Here is a 17,880-nt window from a genome sequence, read left to right as displayed (position 1 = left end):
CGTGCGCGGGGCTCCCCCGGCGGGCGGGCGGCCTCGCGGCGGACCGGCGGGAGCCCGAGTCAAGGCCTGAGGCCCCCTTTCCCCTCAACAGTAATATTGTTAACATTCATTCGCATTGATTGGTTACCCCAGAACCATAAGGAGCACCATGGCCGGGCAGCAGTCTGTCGCCTCTCGCCGACACCCACCCGAGGAAGTGGACGTTCTGGTCGTGGGAGCCGGCTTCTCCGGCCTGTATGCCCTGTACCGCCTGCGGGAGCTGGGCCGCACGGCGCACGCCATCGAGTCCGCCGGCGACGTGGGCGGCGTGTGGTACTGGAACCGCTACCCGGGGGCGCGGTGCGACATCGAGAGCATCGAGTACTGCTACTCGTTCTCCGAGGACGTCGTCCAGGAGTGGGACTGGAGCGAGCGCTACGCGGCGCAGCCGGAGATCCTCCGCTACATCAACTTCGTCGCCGACAAGTTCGACCTGCGCAGCGGGATCACCTTCGACACCCGGGTGACCGCGGCGGCCTTCGACGAGGACAGCGGCACCTGGAGGGTCGAGACCGACCGGGGCGACCTGGTCACCGCCCGCCACCTGGTCATGGCCAGCGGACAGCTGTCGGTCGCCCAGCTGCCCGACATCCCCGGCCTTCGCGACTTCGCCGGCGAGTTCTACCACACCGGGAACTGGCCGCACGAGCCGGTGGACTTCTCCGGCAAGCGCGTCGGCGTCATCGGCACCGGCTCCTCCGGCATCCAGGTGAGCCCGCAGATCGCCAAGCAGGCCGACGAACTGTTCGTCTTCCAGCGCACCCCGCACTTCGCCATGCCCGCGCGCAACGCGCCGCTGGACCCCGGCTTCCTCGCCGACCTGAAGGCGCGCTACGCCGAGTACCGCGAGGAGGCCCGCAACAGCCCCGGCGGCACCCACCGCTACCAGGGGCCGAAGTCCGCGCTGGAGGTCAGCGAGGACGAACTGGTCGAGACCCTGGAACGGTACTGGGAGAAGGGCGGCCCCGACATCCTGGCCGCCTACCGCGACATCCTGCGCGACCGGGAGGCCAACGAGCGGGTCGCCGAGTTCGTGCGCGGCAAGATCCGCGGCCTGGTGCGCGATCCCGAGGTGGCGGAGCGGCTGGTCCCCAAGGGCTACCCGTTCGGGACCAAGCGCCTCATCCTGGAGATCGACTACTACGACATGTACAACCGGGACAACGTGCACCTGGTCGACACGCTGTCCGCCCCCATCGAGGAGGTCACCCCCCGGGGCGTGCGGACCTCCGAGCGGGAGTACGAACTCGACTCCCTGGTGCTGGCGACCGGGTTCGACGCGCTGACCGGCGCGCTGTTCAAGATCGACATCCGCGGGGTCGGCGGCGCCTCCCTGAAGGAGAAGTGGGCCGCGGGCCCGCGCACCTACCTGGGCCTGTCCACCGCCGGGTTCCCCAACCTGTTCTTCATCGCGGGCCCGGGCAGCCCGTCCGCGCTCAGCAACATGCTGGTCTCCATCGAGCAGCACGTCGAATGGGTGACCGACCACATCGAGTACCTGTTCAAGAACGGGCTGACGCGCTCCGAGGCGGTCCTGGAGAAGGAGGACTCCTGGGTGGAGCACGTCAACGAGGTCGCCGACGAGACCCTCTACCCCGTGGCCAACTCCTGGTACCTGGGCGCCAACGTGCCCGGCAAGCCTCGGGTCTTCATGCTCTACGTCGGCGGTTTCCACCGCTACCGGAAGATCTGCGACGAGGTGGCCGCCAACGGCTACGAGGGCTTCGTCCTGTCCTGAGCACACCCCGCCGGGTCCGGTCCGGCAGGGGCGGGTGGCCGGGGAGGAGCTCCCCGGCCCCGTCCCTCCTCCCGGCGCCCGGCCCCGGGAGGAGGCCGCCCCCGGCGACGCGTGGTGGTCGCCGCCGGTCCCCGCAGGGACGTTCTCCCCGGCCGTCCGGAACGACCCGCCACCGGAGGAGGCCTCCTCGGGCCGACGGCCCGCCCACCGCGCAGCGGGCACACCTCCCCCGCGTGCGGCGGGGGCGGTGTCCGCGGCCGGAGAGCCGGTCCCGGACACCGCGCCCTTCCTCCCCGTCACGGGGCACGCCGCCCGGCGGGGACCGCGCCGCGGCTCACCCGTCGGCGGCGCGGGCGGGGGTGACCACGGCCCGGCCACGCACCTGGCCGCGCTCCAGCCGCTCGTAGGCCAGGAGCGCCTCCTCCAGCGGGTACTCCTCCACCTCCACCGTGATCCGGCCCGCGCGGGCCAGGCCGAGGACGTCGACCAGGTCGGACCGGGTCCCCCAGTAGGGGGTGCGCACCGTGGCCCCGAGGGGCACCAGGTTCACGGCCACCGGGAGCCGGCCGCTGCCGACCCCCACGACGCTGATCTCCCCTCCGGGGCGGAGGCTGTGCGCGGCCGTGCGCAGGGTGGCGTCGGTGGCGACGAAGTCGAGGACCACGTCGGCGCCGGCGCCGCCGGTGAGCTCGCGCACCTGTTCGGGGACGGTGTCGTCGCCGAACAGGGCCGAGTCCGCGCCGCACCGCAGCGCCAGGTCCAGCTTGTCGGCGGCCAGGTCCACCGCGACGATCCGCGCCGCGCTGAGCGCGCGCAGGATCTGGACGGCCACGTGCCCCAGGCCGCCGATCCCGATCACCAGGACCGTCCCGTCGGGCGGCAGCCCGGGCAGCGCGGACCTGACCGCGTGGTAGGAGGTCAGTCCGGCGTCGGTCAGCGGTGCGGCGCGGACCGGGTCGAGGCCGCCCAGGGGGACCAGGTGGCGGGGATGGTCGACGAGGAGGTAGTCGGCGAGGGCGCCGTCCGCCCCCAGCCCGGGCGGCAGGATGCCCGCCGCCCGGGCGTACGGGCAGTGGTTCTCCGCGCCGGCCAGGCAGGAGCGGCAGGCGCCGCAGCCCCACGGTCCGTACACCGCGACCTCCTCTCCCCCGGACAGGCCGCGCACCCCGGCGCCGACGTCCACGACCACGCCGACCGCCTCGTGGCCGAGGGTGATCGGCAGGTCGTAGGGCAGGTCCTGCGGCGGGCGGCTCATCACCGCCAGGTCGGAGTGGCACAGTCCGGCGCCGGTGACCTCCAGGACCACCTGTCCGGGACCGGCGGTGGGGGCGGGGACCTCCTCCAGGTACGGTGCCTTGCCGTCGTATCGCAGTGCTCTCATCGATCACCTGGACAACGCAGTGCTCTCATCGGCGACTAGACGAGCGCGGCGAGCGCGTGGGCCTGCTGGGTGGCGAAGGTGATCCGCCGGGGTGCGTAGGCGTCGCCGAGCAGGTGCACCTCGACTCCGCCGCGCCGTTTCAGCTCGTGGTAGAGGCCGTCGTCGGGCACGCCCCCGGCTGCCACGACCACGCTGTCGAAGCCGGTGATCTCCCCGGGGGTGTCGGAGTAGACGTTGCGGATCCGCAGCCGGTCCTCCTCGATGCGCACCACCCGGCTCATGAAGGTGAACTCCGCGCCCGCTGCGGTGAGCTTGGCCAGCGGGGCGCCGATGCTGTACTTGCCGACGAGCGGGGCGGGGCCGGGGGTCTGGTAGACGAGGTGCACCCGGTGGCCGTGGTCGGTGAGGTGTCCGGCGATGCTCAGCGGCTGCATGTGGTCCTCGGCGGCGACGACCACGACGCGTTCGCCGACCGGTGCCGCCCTGGTCAGCGCGGCGCGGCCGTCGACGACGAAGGGGGCGTCCGCGCCGGGGACGGCCAGGCGGCGGGGGGCCGCTCCGGTGGCCACGGCGACCACGTCGGCGCCGAAGGCCAGCACGTCGTCGGCGGTGGCGGTGCGGCCGAGCTCCACCGCGACGCCCGCGCGGCGCAGCCGTCCCTCCTGCCAGGCGATGAAGTCGCGGTAGGCGGCGTTCTCGGCGGCGCGGGCCGCGACGCGCATCTGGCCGCCCAGTTCCTCCTCGCGTTCCCACAGGGTGACCGGGTGTCCGCGTTCGGCGAGCAGTCCGGCCAGTTCCATGCCGGCGGGGCCGCCGCCGACCACCAGGACGTGCCGGGGGGAGCGGGCCGGGGGCAGGGGGCCGTCGATCTCGCGGGAGGCGTGCGGGTTGACCGCGCAGGCGAAGGGGAGCTTGTCGACGAGGCGGCGGTGGATGCACTCGTTGCAGCCGATGCAGGGGCGGATCTCGTGGACGCGGCCCCGGGCGGCCTTGGCGACGATCTCGGGGTCGGTGATGATGGCGCGGGCCATGCCGACCAGGTCCGCCTGTCCCCGGGCGATGACCTCCTCGGCGGTCTGCGGGTCGCTGACCCGGCCGGTGTAGACGACGGGCAGGGAGACGGCCCTGGTGACCTGCGCGGCCAGGTCCGCCCACTGGGCCCGCCGGTAGTGGTGGGGCTGGATGTAGCTGGGGGCGCCCCAGTTGTCGCCGACGACGACCGACAGGTAGTCGATCTTGCCGGTGGCTTCCAGGGCCCTGGCGATCTCCACGCCTCCGGCCGCGTCGTAGCCGCCGTCGAGGGCCTGGTAGAGGTTCATCCGCACGCCCAGGGTGAAGTCGGAGCCGACCTCGGCGCGGATGGCGTCGATGATCTCGGTGAGGAAGCGCATCCGCCCCGCCAGGTCGCCGCCGTATTCGTCCTCGCGGTGGTTGGAGGCCGGGGAGAGGAACCATTCGAGCAGGTCGTCGTGGTTGGCGTGCAGTTCGACGCCGTCCAGGCCCGCTTCCTTGCCGCGCCGGGCCGATTCGGCGTACTCGTTGACGAACCAGGCGATCTCGTCGCGGTCGAGGGCGTGGGAGACCTGGTTGGCGACGTAGGCGGTGACCGTGGGCGAGGGGCCGTGCGGCATGCCGCCCTGCATGATGATCTGCGCGGTGACGCGGGCTCCCGCCTCGTGCAGGGTGTCGGTGAGCTTGCGGATGCGGTCGTGGAAGTGGGGCAGGCGGAACACCCCGTGGGCGGCCGCGCCCACGCCGGTGGGTTCGAAGCCGGGGACCAGGCGGTTCTCCAGGGCTGCGCTGATTCCTCCCACCCAGCCCAGTCCGGCGCGGGCCCGGGCCGCCCAGTAGGCGATGTTGCGGTCGGCCTCCGCCTCGTCGGGGCTCCACAGGTTGCCGATCGGGGTGGCGTGCGGCGTGGCCATGATCCGGTTGGGCAGCTCCATCCGGCCCACGCGGACGGGGGTGAACAGGTGGGGGAACCGTGTCGTTTCCCGCGTTGTCATGAGAGGCGCCTTTCTGGAGGGAAAGTCAGCCGGTCACGTCGGAACCGGACACCCACTGGCATAAATTAGTTACTATCATTAAAATTAAAATAATTAAAGGATTTTTATATCCGAGAAATGACGTCTCCACCCCCCGGAGGTTCGATGCCCGCCCCCGTGGACCCCGCGATCGCCACCCTGGCCGCCGCCGCGGCCGCCGTGGCGGCCCCTCCCCTGCACACCCTCACCCCGGCCGAGGCCCGTGCCCGCGTGGCCGCGGGCCACGGCTCCTGCGCCGACGGCCCCGAACTGCGCTCGGTCGACGACATCCGCATTCCCGTGGCCGACGGCACGATCGGCGCGCGCGTCTACTCCCCCCACCGCGCGCCGCAGGCCACACTCGTCTACCTGCACGGCGGCGGCTGGGTCACCGGTGACCTCGACTACTGCGACGAACTGTGCCGTTTCATCGCCGACCGGCTCGACTGGACCGTGGTGAGCGTCGACTACCGGCTCGCCCCCGAACACCCCTTCCCCACCCCCCTGGACGACGCCTACGCCGCGCTGCGGCACGTCGCCGCCGAGATCGCCGGGAACGGACCGCTGGGGGTGGGCGGGGACAGCGCTGGCGGCAACCTCGCCGCGGCCTGCACCCTGCGCGCCCGCGACGAACACGGGCCGCGGCTGGACTTCCAACTGCTCGTCTATCCGGTGACCGACCACGACTTCACCCGCGGCTCCTACCGGACCCACGCCGCGGCCTTCCCCATCGGGGCCGCGGCGATGCGCTGGTTCTGGGACCACTACCTGCCCGACGTCGCACGACGGGACCTGCCGACCGCCTCCCCGCTGCGCGACGACCTGGCCGGGCTGCCGCCCGCCCACGTCGTCGTCGCCGGGCACGACCCGCTGCGCGACGAGGGCGTCGCCTACGCCGAACGGCTGCGCGCGGCCGGGGTCGACGCCACGCTCGCGGAGTACCCGTCCCTCGTCCACGGCTTCTTCCGCTTCACCCGGGTCGTGCCCGCCGCGCGCGCGGCCGTCGACGACCTGGTCGCCGCGCTGCGTGCCCTGACCGCCCGCGGCTAGCGCGGGCCCCGGGGACCGGCCCCTTCTCGCCGGGGCCGGTCCCCCGCCCCGTGCGGGGCGGGGGACCGGCCGCCGCGCCGTGCTCAGGCGTCGTTGCCGGGGCGGCGCTGCTGCATCGCGTCGCTCCACAGCTGGTCGAAGTAGGCCTGCAGGTCGGGCTGGTCCTGCTCGTACCACTCCAGGAACTCGTCGTATCCGACGTCGAGCCCCGGGGCGGTCTGCTCGACCTTGTCCGTCCACTCCTCCAGGGCCTGTTCGAGGGTGGCGACGAACGCCTCGCCGTCGCCGATCGCCGCGCTGTCCGCGGCCTCGACCAGGGCCTGCTCGTTGTAGGCGGCCAGCGCCTCGCGCGCGTCCCCGGCCAGCGGCAGCACCGCGCCGTCGTTCTCCTCCACCTGCTGCAGGCTGTCGGCGATGTTGTCCCAGGTGGCCTCGTAGTTCACCGCCAGCAGCACGTCCAGCCGGTCGTACAGCAGCTGCTGGGCGGCCAGCGGAAGCGACTCCCAGGTGTTGAGGCTGATCGCGATCGACCCGCCCGCGTTGCCGAAGCCGACCTCGGGGTCGACGACGAAGTAGGGGGCGGAGGGGATGTAGCCGTTGAGGGCGGCGACGGTGAACGTGCCGAGGGTGCAGTCGACCACGCCCCGCTCCAGGCTCTCGAACATCTCGGTGTAGTTGACCGTCGACGGCTGCATGCCCAGCGCCCGGACCTGGTCGTTCTGCACCCGGCTCTGCGAGGCGATCGTGGCGCCGTCCAACGCGTCCAGGTCGGCGCGCTCACTGGTGCAGGAGTAGGCGATGGCGCCGGACTGGAACGCGGGCAGCAGCAGCTTCATGCCCCGTTCCTCGAACTCCTGGTAGAGGGCGTCCTCCTGGACCGCGGCCTCCAGCACCGCGCCGTGCCACTGCAGCAGGCCGTCGACGGGGGTCTGGCGGCCGACGAAGCTCACGTCCCACATGACGTTGTTGGCGGGGAACTCCGCGGGCTCCAGGGACGGCATGACCGAGCCGACGTCGAGCCGGCCGTCGGCGAGCGCGTCGTCGACCTCGTTGGCGGGGGCGATCGCGTTGGAGAAGACGATCTCGAAGGTGATCTTGCCGTCGGACCACTCCTCCACCGCCGCGGCGTACTCCTCGAAGCGCCGCCCCGTGGCCGCCCCCTTGGGGGCGGTGCTCTGCAGGGTCAGCGTCACCGGCGCCATGTCCGCCAGCGCGGCGGCGTACTCCTCCTTGGAGGCGCCGTAGTCGACGGACCGCCCGCCGCCGCCGTTGCCGCCGGAGCCGCCCTCGGCGCACCCGGTGGCCACGAGCGCCGCGGCCGCCAGCAGCGCCGCGGCCCGCAGCGGCCTTGCGCGTCCCGTCCTCCCCGTTGCAAACACCGTGATTCTCCCTCCCACACAGACAACAGCGAAACAGCTGGTCCCGGCGGTCGCGGGCCGCTCAGGACCCGGCGACGAGCCGCGCCACCGGGACGGACTCCCCGCCCTCGGGGCGGACGAACTCCACCCGCACCGCGGCGCCCGCGGCGGGGGCCACCTCCTCGGCGTTGACGATCCGCAGCGTCAGCCACGGTCCCTCCGCCGTCTCCACGATCCCCACGACCGTGTCGGCCGCGGGACGGCCGCCCCGGGAGCGCCCCGGGATGACCGTCCAGCTGACCAGCGCCCCCTCCCCGGAGGCGGCGCGCCACTCCAGGTCGGCGGCCCGCGACGTCGCGCACACCCGGGCCTCCGGCGGCGACCAGGCGCCGCTGCTCGGCGAGTAGCGCAGCATCAGCTCGCCCCGTGCGGCGCCGTCGAAGAACGGGGCGGAGTACTCGTCGCGGACGACGGGGGTCAGACTCATCTCGGCTCCCATGCTCATGCGGTCCTGGCGTGCGGGCTGACGATGAGCGTGGCGTGGAAGTCGAGGACCCCGCCGTTGCCGCTCACCATGATGAGGTCGTTCTTGGCGACCTGGCGCTGCCCGCCCTGGCCGCGCGCCTGGATCACCGCCTCCGACAGCGGGGTCATCCCCCACATGTAGTACGACGACAGTTCGCCGCCGCCGGTGTTGGTGGGGTGGCTGCCGCCGGGGGCCAGCGCGCCGCTGGCCACGAACTCCCCGCCCTCGCCCTTGGCGCAGAACCCGTAGTCCTCCAGGGTGATCAGGGTGGTGTAGGTGAAGCAGTCGTAGATCTCGCGGATGTCGATGTCGTCGACGGTGACCCCGGCCATCTTCAGCGCCGCCGGGCCCGCCTGGGCGGCGCCGCTGACCAGGCCGAAGTCGCTGCCGCGGTGGTTGGCGTAGCCGGGGTGCGACTGCCCCCAGCCCCACACGTGCACCGGCGGCTGGGCCAGGTCGGCGGCGCGCTCGGCGCTGGTGACGATGACCGCGATGGCGCCGTTGCTGACCAGGCAGCAGTCGAGCAGCCGCAGCGGGTCGGCGATCATCCGCGAGTTCTGGTGGTCCTCCAGGGTGATCGGCTCCCGCATCTGCGCCAACGGGTTCATCGCCGCCCAGGCGCGGGCGGCGACCGCGATCGCGCCCAGCTGCTCGCTGGTGGTGCCGTAGGTCTCCATGTGGCGGCGGGCCGCGACGGCGTAGCGGGCCGGGGCGGACTTCAGTCCCGCGGCGGCGGGCAGGGACTCCACCCCGCTGAGCGCGCGGCCGCCGCCCGCGTAGGCGGCGCCGCTGCCCTTGCCCTCCTTCAGGGGCGCGTCGGCGTAGACGCACGCGACCACGTCCGCCATCCCGGCGGAGATCGCCATCGACGCGTACTGCACCATCTGGATCGCCGAGGACCCGAAGCCCTGGACGGTCGACAGCAGCCGCAGGTCGCGCAGCTGCAGGGTGGACTGCAACCGCAGGTCGGTGTCGTTGTTGACGCCGGGGTTGACCAGCAGTCCGTCGATGTCGTCCAGGGTCAGGCCCGCGTCGGCGGCGGCCCGGGTGACGGCCTCCAGCGCGAACTGGGCGGGGGTGCGCCCGTAGACCCTGCCCAGTTCGGTCATGCCGAGTCCGGCGATGGCGGTGGGGGTGACGTTCACTCCTGCTCCTCTCCGCGCCGCGGCAGCGTGACCTCCACGGTGCCCGGCCCGACGCTGACCCCGGACGAGTTCTCGCCCCTGATCGCGATCTCGACCACGCCCGCGCCGTCCTCGACGCGGGCGTCGGCGACGCTGGCGTGGACGCGCAGGGTGTCGCCGACGTAGTTGAACGACCGCATCCGGAAGCCGCGGATGCTGCGGATCGTCCCGGCGGGGCCGATCCAGTCGCGCACGCACCGCTCCCAGGTGCTCAGCAGGAAGGAGGTGTTGGCGTACATCTCCTTGGCGCCGGTGCGGCGCGCGTACTCGGTGTTGTGGTGGATGGAGTTGAAGTCGCGGTTGGACCCCGCCGCCATCACCAGCCGGTAGACGTTCAGCGGGTAGGCGACGCTCGGCAGCTCCTCGCCGACCGCCACGTCCTCGAAGTAGCGCTGCCGCGCTGCGGTGTCAGTCATCACTCGCCTCGGTCTCGTTCTTGGGCACGTAGGCGTAGGTGCCGATGCGGATCCGCGCGACGACCTCGCCGCTCTCGGTCACCACGTCGCTCTCCCACTTCAGGAAGGCGCCGCGGCCGACCGAGGTCTCCTTGGGCACGCACGACAGCAGCCGGTTGCCGCGGCGGCCGATGCGCTCCCCCGCCACGACCGGGCGGACGAAGTCGATGTCGATGTCGGTGCCGAAGAATCCGGTGGTCTTCGGGCCCAGGGGCATGTCCTGGTTGTTGATGGGCGTGCGCACCGGTTGGGCGTCGCGTTCGTCGCTGTCGAACAGCACCTCGCCGGGACGCCACATCGGCGGGATCGTCCAGGTGAGGACCCCGGTGTAGGGCATGGTGACGTCGTCGAAGCCCGCGGCGCGGGCCGCCTCGGGGTCGGTGTGCAGCGCACAGTCGAACTCCAGCGGCTCCAGGTAGCGGCGGATCGCTCCGCGTTCGACCGGGTCGGCCCCGAAGACGGTCTGCCCCGAGGAGAAGTCGCGGCCCACCGCGTCGATGACGGGCTGCCACTCGGCCTTCCAGTCCTCGGTCCGCCTACTGCCGGTCATACCAGCACTCCGTCCTTCACCAGCTGCGCGATCCGCTCGGCGGGGTAGCCGAGGATGTCGCGCAGCACGTACTCGTTGTCCTGGCCCAGCGTCGGCGCCGCTCGGGTGACCTCGCCGGGCGTGTCCGAAAGCAGGTAGCGCGGCCCCTCCACCACCGTCTCGCCGTGCAGCGGGTGCGGCAGCCGCACGACGTGGCCGCGGTGGGCGAGCTGTTCGTCGGCGACGAAGTCGGCGCTGGAGGCGGAGCGGTGCGCGGGCACGCCAACCGCCTGCAGGCACCGTTCGACGTCCTCGGCGCGCCGGCCGGAGGTCCACCGCGCGATCTGCTCGTCGAGCAGGTCGGCGCGGGCGCGCCGCTGTTCGGCGGTGCGCAGGTCGGCGCGTTCGGCCAGGTCGGCGCGGCCCATGGCCTCGGCCAGCCGGACCCACTCCGCGTCGTCGCGTGCGGCCAGGGCGACGAAGCGGTCCCGGCCGTCCTCGGCCAGGCACGGGTAGACGCCGTGCGGCGCGAACACCTCGTCGCGGTTGCCGCGGCGCCGGGCGACGGTGCCGTCGAAGCCGTGGTGGGCCACCTGCGGGGACAGGAAGAAGATCCCGGCCTCCACCTGCGCGACGTCGATATGGCGCCCCTGCCCGGTGCGGCGGCGGTGCTCGACCGCGGCGAGCAGCGTCACCAGGGCCAGCCGCGGGCCGACGTAGTCGGTGTAGGGGCCGAACGGGCCCATCGGCTGCCGGTCCTCCCAGCCGACGAGGTTCTGGAACCCGCTCAGCGACGCGCCGACGTTGCCGTAGCCGGCGAGTGCCGCCCACGGCCCGGACTGGCCCGCGATCGACGTGCTGAGCATGATGAGCGAGGGGTTGTCGCGGGCCAGTTCGGCGTAGTCCAGCCCCCACTTGGCCATCTGCCCGGGGGAGAAGGACTCGACGACCACGTCGGCCCAGCGCGCGAGGTCGCGGACGATCCCGCGCCCCTCCTCGGTCTTCAGGTCGACGGTCATCCCGAGTTTCCCGGCGTTGCAGTTGCCGTACAGCGCGGAGTTCTCCACGCCCGCCTCGCCCCGGTGGAAGGGCTGCATGAGGCGGGCGGTCTCCACGCGGCGGCTGGACTCCACGCGCACCACTTGCGCCCCGAAGTCGGCGAGGGCCCGTCCGATCAGCGGTCCGGCCACCACCCAGGACAGGTCCAGGACCTTCAGGTCGGCCAGCGGCCGGGTCATCCGTTCACCTCCGTCGTGGTCAGCCAGTCGGCGAGGACCTCGGCGGTGTGCTCGCCGAGGCGGGGGGCTCGGCGCCGCACGCCGGGCTGTGCGCCTCCGCCGACGCGGGCGATCGCGCTGGGGATGCGGACGGCGACGCCGTCGATGTCGACCTGCGCCCAGTAGTCGCGTTCGGCCAGGTGCGGGCTGGCGGCGATGTCGCCCATGTCGTAGATCGCCATGCACAGCAGCCGGTGCTCCATGGCGGCCTGGAGCACCTGCTCCTTGGTGAGGGTGGCGAGGAAGCCGCCGACCGCGGCGCGCGCCTCGTCCAGGTCGGCGTCGGTGATCTCGCCCGCGGCGATGCGCTGGGGCAGCGTCTTCCAGTCCCAGGCGGCGATGCGGTCGCTGACCGCGCCCTCGGAGCGCAGCCAGGCGAAGAGGCGGTTGGTGAACTCGCCGGAGGCCGGTCCCATGGACAGGTGGAGTTCCACCATGCCGTCGGCGCACCGCCACTTCTTGAGGCGGTTGGGGGTGGCCGCGCCGCTGCCGCTCTGGTCCTTGCCGGCCACGGGCTGGCGGTGCCACTCCGGCTGGGCGTCGCCCACCGCGTGGGCGAGCACCCGCGCGAGGGTGGCGGTGCCCAGGCTCGCCTGCGCGGAGACGTCGACGACCTGCCCCCGCCCGGTCGCCGCGCGGCCCAGGACCGCGATCAGGGCGCCCGCCGCGGCGTCGGCGGAGGCGTGCAGGAACGCCTGGGGGACGCTGATGCGCAGCGGCGGGCGCTCCTCGTCGCGGTGCGGGTCCAGCGGGCCGCCCGCCGCCCAGACGACGAGGTCGCAGTCGGCGTAGTCGGCCTTGGGGCCGGACCAGCCGAACGCGCTGATCACCGTGTAGACCAGGTGCGGGTGGGCGGCGCGCAGCGTGTCGGGGTCCAGGCCGCGCTCCCGCAGCCAGGCCGCGGGCAGCGAGGTCACCACGATGTCGGCGCGGCCGGCCAGTTCACGTGCGGCGGCCAGTCCCTCGTCGCTGTCGAGGTCCAGGGCGACGCCGCGTTTGTTGGCGGCGAAGGTCTCCCAGAACATCGACGGACCGGTCCCGCCGTGCGCGGTCGGCGGGGCCGACCGCGCACCGGAGCCGGTGAGGGGTTCCAGTTGGACCACGTCCGCTCCCAGGTCGGCGAGCAGCCGGCCGCACAGCAGTCCCCGCTCGTCGGTCAGGTCGAGGACGCGGAGGTGTTCAAGCATCGGCGGTCGTGGTCTCCGGCAGGGAGATCGCCGACTCGGGGCAGGCGTCGACGGCCTCGCGGGCCTGGTCGCGCAGGTTCTCGGGAACCTCCAGGGTCTGGCCGCTCTGGGCGACGAAGCCCTGCTCGTCGTCGGAGAGCAGGTCGGGGGCGACCGCGTAGCAGCGGCCGTGGCCCATGCACTTGGCGGCGTCGATGGAGATACGCACGTGTCTCAGACCTCCCATTCGAGGGGCAGCGTGGTCAGGGTCAGCTGTCCGCCGCGCTCGACCAGCTGCGTCCCCTCCTTGATGCGGTAGTGGGGGATGCGCTCGTGCCACTCGCGCAGCACGATCTGCAGTTCCAGGCGGGCCAGGTGCATGCCCAGGCAGCGGTGCGGGCCGGCGCCGAAGGCGATGTGCTGGTTGACGCCCTTGCGGTCCAGGACGAACCGGTCGGGTTCGGGGAACTTGCGCGGGTCGCGGTTGGCCTGGGCGATGCCCAGCCACACCACGTCGCCGGGCCGCAGGTCGACGCCGTGGAACTCGGTGGGCTCCTGGACCTCCCGGCCCGCCTGGAACACCAGCGGGTACATCCGCAGGAACTCCTCGACCGCCTTGGGAGCCAGGTCGGGGTGGTCGATGATGGCCTGCCGGTCGGCGTCGTTGCGGGCCAGGTGGGCGTAGATGTAGCCGAGCGCGCTGCGGGTGGTGTCGAGTCCGGCGAGCATCAGCGTCAGGCAGATGGTGAGGATGTCCTCGTGGGAGATCGGCTCGCCGTCGATGCGGGCCTCGACCAGGCGGGAGACCATGTCCTCCTTGGGGTCGCGCGGATTGGCGCGGCGCTCCCGGACGGCCTGGTCGAAGTACTCCATGATGTTCTTCTTGGCCGCGGCGACCTTGACCGGGTCCTCCCCGAAGAAGCCCGCGAAGACCGTCTCCGACCAGGGCAGGAAGAACTCGCCGTCGCTGACCGGCAGGCCCAGCAGCGCGAGGAACAGGTCGGTGGGGTAGCGGATCGCGAACTCGGCGACGAAGTCGCAGCCCCCCTTGGGTTTGAGTTCCTCGATCAGCTCCACGCAGCGCTCGTGGGCCATGGGCGTCATGCGGCGCACGGCGGCCGGGGAGAAGAACGGGTTGAGTACCCGGCGCAGTTTGGCGTGGGCCTCGCCGTTGAGGTCCTGCGGCAGCAGCGGCACCCCCGGCTCGGGGTTGATGGCGCTGCGGACCTCGGTGGTCCACGTCTCGTGGTGCTGGAAGCCCTCGACGACGTCGTCGTAGCGCTGCAGCATGAGGAAGCCGCGGTCAGTGGTGTCGTTGAACCGGAAGCGGCTGGCCTCCCGCTCGGCGTCGAGCATGGCGTAGTGGCCGTAGATCTCGGTGTTGGTGTTGAAGTCGGTGTGGCTGACCGGACACTTCCGGACGGGCGTGGCCATCGCTGGTGCCTCCTACTTCTGTGCGGATGCGAGGTCGGGGATGAAGGTGGCGATCTCCGGGACGAGGATGAGGATCACGGCCACCGCGATCGACATGGGCAGGAACCATCCGACGGAGACGAACACGTCCTTGAGGGTGATCTTGTGCCCCATGTTGACCTCGGGGTCCTTGACCATTCCGTGGATGATGAAGGAGAGGATGCCGACGGGCGGGGTGACCACCGCCAGCTCGCCCATGAAGACGGTGAACACGCCGAACCACATCAGGGAGATGTCGAGCGAGTGCAGGGTGGGGATCAGGATCGGGATGGTCAGGACCATGATCGCCATGGGCTCCATGAACATGCCGAGGATGAGGTAGACCACCACCATGACCAGCAGGAACTGGATGCGGCCCAGGCCCAGGCCCTCGATCAGGTCGGCGATTCCGGTGCTGATGCCGGTGAGGGTGAGCAGGCTGGTCAGGGCCGCGGCGGCGACGAGGATGAAGAAGATCGCGCCGACGCTGCTGACGGTGGCGACCGCCGACTCGACGATCGCGGCGAACGGCCGGTCCCGGCGTTTCCAGACGAGGGCGATGACGACGGAGAACAGGGCGGCGGCGGCGCCCACCTCGGTGGCGGTGAACACGCCGGAGAACATGCCGATGATGATGAGGAGGATCAGCACCGGCACGGGCCAGATCCGCACCAGACTCATCAGGCGCTCGCCCCAGGAGATCTTCTCCCGTTCGGCGGCGACACCTCTGGCCCTGCCCACCAGTTCCGGCTTGGCGACGGCGAAGGCGATGATCATCAGGGTGAACATGACGGCCACGAGCAGGCCGGGGCCGATGCCGGCGAGCAGCTGGGGGCCGATGGGGACCTCGGCGATGCCGGCGTAGATGACCAGCATGATGCTGGGCGGGATGAGCTGTCCGGGCAGGCCCGCGACGATCACCGCGCCGATGGCCATGCGGCGGTCGTATCCGGCCTTGAGCATCTCGGGGATGCCCATGCGGGCCAGGGCGTAGGCGGTGCCGACGGAGGAGCCGCTGACCGCGGCCAGTCCCGCGCCGGCGACGTTGGTGCCCACGGCCAGGCCGCCGGGCAGCCAGTTGAGCCACTTGCGGCCCGCCAGGTAGATGCCGTCGGTCAGGCCCGAGCGCCACAGCAGCAGGCCCATGAGGACGAACATCGGGACCACGCTGAGGGTCCAGTTGGACACGCCGTTGTAGGCCAGTTTGCTCAGGGTGCTCTCGATGAGCGGCATGCCCCGCAGGGCGTACAGGCCCAGCAGCGAGGGGATGATCATCGCCACGGCGACGGGGACCCGCAGGAAGAGCAGGGCCAGCATCATGACGCAGGCCATGATCCCGATCGCCTCGGGGACCAGGGGAAGCATCACGCAGATCGCGGAGCCGACGAGGACGACCAGGGTGACCGCGGCCACGATCCACGGTCGGCGTCCCTCGGGGGCGGCCCCGTTCTGCCTGCCGGCCCGCGGTTGCCCGTTGTCGTCCAGCGCCGGGTCGGTCTGGGTTGCGCTCGTCATGGTCTTCTCCCTCCCACTACACGGAGGTGGTCTCGGCGCCCGACGACTCGTCGGCGTCGTCGGCCTCGGGGTTGCGGACGGCCTGGACCGTGGCCCACGCGAACTGCACGGTCAGGCTGGCGAAGGCGAGGGGAACCAGGAAGTAGGTGGGCCAGGAGATCACGTCGCTGACGCCCGCGGTCATCGTGATCTCCCAGGCGTGCACGGCCTCGCCCCAGCCGTACCAGGCGAATCCCGCGGCCATCAGCGCGCTCGCCGCGCAGCCGACCGCGGTGACGTAGGGCTTGGTCGACCGGGGCAGCATCCGGAAGACCAGGTCCGCGGCGATGTGCTGGCCGCGCAGCTGCGCGGCGACGAAGCCGAGAAACGCGACGATCGGCATGTACCAGTACTGCACGTACTCCAACGTGTTGGGCAGCGGGCTGTTGGCGAAGGAGCGCAGCAGGGCGTTGGCCGTGATGTGGAGCATCATCACGAACGTCACGGTGACGGCCGGCACCTCGATGAGCAGTTCGATGACGCGGCGGCCTTTCGGAGCCGGTGGTGCGGTCATGGCTTCTCCGCGGGGCTGGGGTCGGAAGAGAGAGAACGGGAGGGGAGGGGGTCCGGGGCGGGGTCGCCCGCCCCGGACGCGGATGCGGGGGTGCGGGGTCAGGAGGGGCGGTGCTCCAGGAGGATCTCCTCGTACACCCGGGTGACGTAGGGCTCCAGGTCGACCGCGTCGGCGGTGTACCAGTCGGCGAAGCCGTTGTAGTCGGTCTCGTTGGTGTAGCCGAGGTCCTCCTCGACGATCTGCAGCCACTTGGCGGCCGACTCTTCCATCCGGTCGACGAACGCGTCCCCGTCGGCGATCGCCGGGGTACCGCGCAGGTCCTCCAGGAGTTCGGCGTTGGCCTTGTTGAGGGCCTTGCGGGCGTCGTCCTCGAAGACCTCGATCGAGCCGCCGGCCTCGGCGACCTGCGTGGAGGCCTCGACGATGTTCGGCCAGATCTTGTCGGCGATGTTGCTGGTCAGGAAGACGTCCAGGCGGTCCCACATCAGCTGCCGGGCCACCAGCGGCAGCGAGTCCCAGGTGGCCTGGCTGACCGCCATGCCGCCGGGGGCCAGCGCGAAGCCCGCGTCGGGGTCGACCACGACGTGCGGGGCGGCCTCGATGAACCCGCCGAGCACGCCCACGGTGAGGCTGGAGACGCTGCAGTCGACGACGCCGCGCTGCAGGCTCTCGTACAGCTCGGGGTAGGCGACGGACGCGGCGGAGCCGCCCAGCGCCTCGATCTCCTTGCTCTGGGCCTGGCCGCCGGCCGCGGCCTGCATGCCCTTGAGGTCGTCGAGGCTGCGGCGCTCCTTGCTGCAGAACAGCGCGTTGGAGCCGGAGTTGTAGGACGGCATCATCAGCTTGATGCCCTTGTCCTCGTACTCCTGCAGGATCTCGGGGGTGTCGAAGGCGGTCTCCAGCGGCCAGGCGTTGGACTGCAGCGCGCCGACGACGACGCTGTGGTCGGAGAGGAAGCTGGCCTCGATGAGGGCGGCGTTGGCCGGGTACTCCGACGGCTCGTAGATCGGCAGGACCTGGGCGATGTCGAGGCGGCCGTCGATGAGTGCGTCGTCGGCCTCGGCGGGCTCCACGATCGCGTTGGAGTAGGCGATGTCGAACTGCAGTTTGCCGTCGGACCACTCGGTGAGGGCCTCGAAGTAGGCCTCCACGTTGGCTCCGGTGATCGAGCCCTTGGGGGCGGGGCTCTGCGTGGTCAGCGTGATGGGCTCCACGTCGGCGAAGGCCGCGTGGTACTCCTCCATGCTGGCCCCGTACTCGACGCCCTGGCCGGAGCCGCCGCCGGCGCCGGTTCCGGTCTCGGCGCAGCCGGTGAGGGCCAGTGCGCCCACCACGCCGAGCGCGACCCAGGACGCTCTGGGAGCGGCGTCCTTGCTTCCACGTCGTGTGACCATGAATGAACTCCGTTGTTGGATGGGGGGTCGGAGCAACGGCTCCACGTCGCCGACCGCTCAGCGGGATCGGCGGATCAGTGATCTACGCCACTTGGCCCTGATCATCATTAGCCTTATCTGTCCACCGGTCAAGGGTTCATGAGCATCGATTTGACCCCGGTCCCGTCCGCACCACCGCCGCTACCGTGAGTGGTTGCCCCTGGTCACGGCAGGCTGGGGAAGCCTCCCGTGCGTGAACG

The 17,880-nt window shown here is 71.8% G+C and carries 16 protein-coding genes; 2 read left to right on the top strand and 14 right to left on the bottom strand.

Annotated elements, in window-relative coordinates:
* The first annotated feature begins 148 nt into the window (after window positions 1-148).
* Window positions 149-1,777 carry a flavin-containing monooxygenase gene (locus FOF52_RS04950; protein WP_248592649.1) on the top strand — a complete coding sequence of 543 codons (1,629 nt, stop codon included), beginning with the start codon at window positions 149-151 and terminating at the stop codon, window positions 1,775-1,777.
* A gap of 334 nt (window positions 1,778-2,111) precedes the next feature.
* Here FOF52_RS04950 and FOF52_RS04945 read toward each other — a convergent pair whose 3' ends face one another.
* Together FOF52_RS04945 and FOF52_RS04940 are read right to left on the bottom strand one after the other, a co-directional pair.
* Entirely contained in the window at window positions 2,112-3,158 is a 1,047-nt protein-coding gene (locus FOF52_RS04945) for an NAD(P)-dependent alcohol dehydrogenase (RefSeq protein ID WP_248592648.1), read from the bottom strand.
* A 35-nt stretch (window positions 3,159-3,193) separates the two neighbouring features.
* Complete coding sequence (locus FOF52_RS04940) at window positions 3,194-5,164, bottom strand: oxidoreductase (RefSeq protein WP_248592647.1); 1,971 nt, start codon at window positions 5,162-5,164, stop codon at window positions 3,194-3,196.
* 144 nt (window positions 5,165-5,308) lie between these two features.
* Between FOF52_RS04940 and FOF52_RS04935 the strand changes: the two genes are divergently transcribed.
* On the top strand, window positions 5,309-6,232 hold the full coding sequence (locus FOF52_RS04935) for an alpha/beta hydrolase (RefSeq protein ID WP_248592646.1): 924 nt from the start codon (window positions 5,309-5,311) through the stop codon (window positions 6,230-6,232).
* An 83-nt stretch (window positions 6,233-6,315) separates the two neighbouring features.
* Here the strand turns inward: FOF52_RS04935 and dctP (FOF52_RS04930) are convergent, their stop codons facing one another.
* From dctP (FOF52_RS04930) to dctP (FOF52_RS04875), 12 genes are all read right to left on the bottom strand, one after another.
* The gene (gene dctP, locus FOF52_RS04930) at window positions 6,316-7,611 is read right to left on the bottom strand and encodes a TRAP transporter substrate-binding protein DctP (RefSeq protein ID WP_248592645.1); all 1,296 of its coding nucleotides are present in this window, start codon (window positions 7,609-7,611) and stop codon (window positions 6,316-6,318) included.
* A gap of 61 nt (window positions 7,612-7,672) precedes the next feature.
* Window positions 7,673-8,077, bottom strand: coding sequence for a Zn-ribbon domain-containing OB-fold protein (locus tag FOF52_RS04925; RefSeq protein WP_248592644.1), 405 nt, complete (start codon window positions 8,075-8,077; stop codon window positions 7,673-7,675).
* Between the two features lie 14 nt (window positions 8,078-8,091).
* Entirely contained in the window at window positions 8,092-9,261 is a 1,170-nt protein-coding gene (locus FOF52_RS04920; RefSeq protein ID WP_248592643.1) for a thiolase family protein, read from the bottom strand.
* Window positions 9,258-9,716: a hotdog family protein gene (locus FOF52_RS04915; protein WP_248592642.1), complete on the bottom strand. Its 459-nt coding sequence runs from the start codon at window positions 9,714-9,716 to the stop codon at window positions 9,258-9,260. The genes FOF52_RS04920 and FOF52_RS04915 overlap by 4 nt, the downstream gene beginning before the upstream one ends.
* On the bottom strand, window positions 9,709-10,305 hold the full coding sequence (locus tag FOF52_RS04910; RefSeq protein ID WP_248592641.1) for an FAS1-like dehydratase domain-containing protein: 597 nt from the start codon (window positions 10,303-10,305) through the stop codon (window positions 9,709-9,711). The genes FOF52_RS04915 and FOF52_RS04910 overlap by 8 nt, the downstream gene beginning before the upstream one ends.
* The gene (locus tag FOF52_RS04905) at window positions 10,302-11,522 is read right to left on the bottom strand and encodes a CaiB/BaiF CoA transferase family protein (RefSeq protein WP_248592640.1); all 1,221 of its coding nucleotides are present in this window, start codon (window positions 11,520-11,522) and stop codon (window positions 10,302-10,304) included. The genes FOF52_RS04910 and FOF52_RS04905 overlap by 4 nt, the downstream gene beginning before the upstream one ends.
* On the bottom strand, window positions 11,519-12,748 hold the full coding sequence (locus tag FOF52_RS04900; RefSeq protein ID WP_248592639.1) for a CoA transferase: 1,230 nt from the start codon (window positions 12,746-12,748) through the stop codon (window positions 11,519-11,521). Before FOF52_RS04900 ends, FOF52_RS04905 begins: the two co-directional genes overlap by 4 nt.
* On the bottom strand, window positions 12,741-12,956 hold the full coding sequence (locus FOF52_RS04895) for a ferredoxin (RefSeq protein WP_248592638.1): 216 nt from the start codon (window positions 12,954-12,956) through the stop codon (window positions 12,741-12,743). The genes FOF52_RS04900 and FOF52_RS04895 overlap by 8 nt, the downstream gene beginning before the upstream one ends.
* A gap of 5 nt (window positions 12,957-12,961) precedes the next feature.
* Window positions 12,962-14,161: a cytochrome P450 gene (locus FOF52_RS04890; protein ID WP_248592637.1), complete on the bottom strand. Its 1,200-nt coding sequence runs from the start codon at window positions 14,159-14,161 to the stop codon at window positions 12,962-12,964.
* A 12-nt stretch (window positions 14,162-14,173) separates the two neighbouring features.
* On the bottom strand, window positions 14,174-15,694 hold the full coding sequence (locus FOF52_RS04885; protein WP_248592636.1) for a TRAP transporter large permease: 1,521 nt from the start codon (window positions 15,692-15,694) through the stop codon (window positions 14,174-14,176).
* 16 nt (window positions 15,695-15,710) lie between these two features.
* Window positions 15,711-16,247, bottom strand: a complete 537-nt coding sequence (locus FOF52_RS04880; RefSeq protein ID WP_248592635.1) for a TRAP transporter small permease — start codon at window positions 16,245-16,247, stop codon at window positions 15,711-15,713.
* Window positions 16,248-16,345: 98 nt separating this feature from the next.
* Window positions 16,346-17,641, bottom strand: a complete 1,296-nt coding sequence (gene dctP, locus FOF52_RS04875) for a TRAP transporter substrate-binding protein DctP (RefSeq protein ID WP_248592634.1) — start codon at window positions 17,639-17,641, stop codon at window positions 16,346-16,348.
* Window positions 17,642-17,880 lie beyond the last annotated feature (239 nt).

The organism is Thermobifida alba (assembly GCF_023208015.1).
In the GTDB taxonomy this organism is placed as follows: Bacteria; Actinomycetota; Actinomycetes; order Streptosporangiales; family Streptosporangiaceae; genus Thermobifida; species Thermobifida alba.
Note: the sequence above shows the minus strand (reverse complement) of the source record. Positions and strands in the feature narration are given on the sequence as shown.